Raw genomic sequence first — 1,307 nt, forward strand, 5'->3', positions numbered from 1 at the left:
CCACTTTTACGGGGGAAGATCAATCTCGTTTTGCATGGCGAACGGCAAACCTAGCGACGACGTTGGCGGCGCCTGACGATTGGACGACCAATCGTGATCACAGGCGGCAGACTGACATCGGCAACGATGTCGGCCGCCGTTATCCTCTCCGCACCCGACTGGATGGCGCGCTTCGCCGCCCGGTTCAGTATCTTGACGACAGTGTCGGTGATCCCCTCGCCCATCTCGTGGACACATTCCACCAAGCTGAGATCGACGATGGTTTCGTGACGTAGAGGTAGTGTCCGCAGGTAGGCTTTAATGAAACCCGCGAATTCGGCATCCGCCTTCCAAGGGTCCAACTTCAGGCGCTCGAAACGCCTTTTGAGCTGGATGTCGCCGTCAATGAGATCAGCCGCCTGATCGGTTCCAGTGTAGATAATTGGAACTTTAGTTTGATTAGAAAGCCATCGTGTGAGGCCGTAGAAGTACAGGACGTGATCTCGACCCCACCCATGCAGTTGGCCAACCTCTTCGCAAATGATGAGCCTGGTTCGCGCTCTGTCGATCAATCTCAATAGCAGGGCGTATATGTCGGCACTGTGCCGCGGCAGCGGCATTAAATAGCCGAGCCCTTCAGCAATGCCTTTGGCGAACCAGCGCCGACTTGGCTCCGGCGGGTATTCCAGCAAAAGGATAGGCACTCGCAGTTCGCCGCTAGCTCTAGACCGGCGCGGTGGGTGGCGATCAACCAGCGATGAAATGGCATGGGTTTTCCCGATGCCTGATGGCCCAATCAGAAGGCCATTTGGCGGGCGCTGAATCTGAGCATGAGCGTAGAGCTCCTCCCCATATTGCTGCACCTGCCTCAAGGCCGGGGTTTCAATCAACTTGTCGCGGCCGATGAAGGCAAATCTCGCGGCTTCCGAGCCGTCCAAGACCTTGCGTGCGTCGGGGATCAGATGGGCGAAGGGATCCAACCCAACTGAGGTCATTTCAGCCTCGTAGGAAAATCAGGAATGCTGAAACCCAATAGCGCTTGATCAGCCTTCGCTTCCGGCGCCGGCTGGACGGGGGCTAAATCGGTCGCGACATCGACAGACTTCCTTGGATGAAAATCTGACAGATCCAGGTGCCAAGATAAGTCTTCGAGGTGTGAGGCAGTTGGACCGCGATCGCGTGCCTCACCCAGAAGACGAAGATATGGGGAAACGTCAGCTCTCTTGGCTTCTCGAATATGCGCCAGCAGCAGCGAGTCTTTAGCTTCTTCGGCCTCTCGGCGGCGCCCCTTGTTGTAGAGCCGCTGACGTGCCCCTGAGAATTTCCTC

Annotated in this window: 2 protein-coding genes; both read right to left on the reverse strand. The window is 56.9% G+C overall.

Annotated elements, in window-relative coordinates:
• Positions 1-50: 50 nt before the first annotated feature.
• Entirely contained in the window at positions 51-974 is a 924-nt protein-coding gene (locus VH88_RS15295; protein ID WP_045812018.1) for a TniB family NTP-binding protein, read from the reverse strand.
• Positions 971-1,307: hypothetical protein (locus VH88_RS16340; RefSeq protein WP_197071113.1), on the reverse strand; the 337-nt coding region annotated here is incomplete at its 5' end. The genes VH88_RS15295 and VH88_RS16340, both read right to left, overlap by 4 nt.

Source organism: Brevundimonas sp. KM4, assembly GCF_000964075.1.
Taxonomy (GTDB): Bacteria; Pseudomonadota; Alphaproteobacteria; order Caulobacterales; family Caulobacteraceae; genus Brevundimonas; species Brevundimonas huaxiensis.

Coding starts and splice junctions, on each gene's coding strand:
- VH88_RS15295 (WP_045812018.1), bottom strand. CDS start 974: ATGACCTCAGTTGGGTTGGATCCCTTCGCCCATCTGATCCCCGACGCA.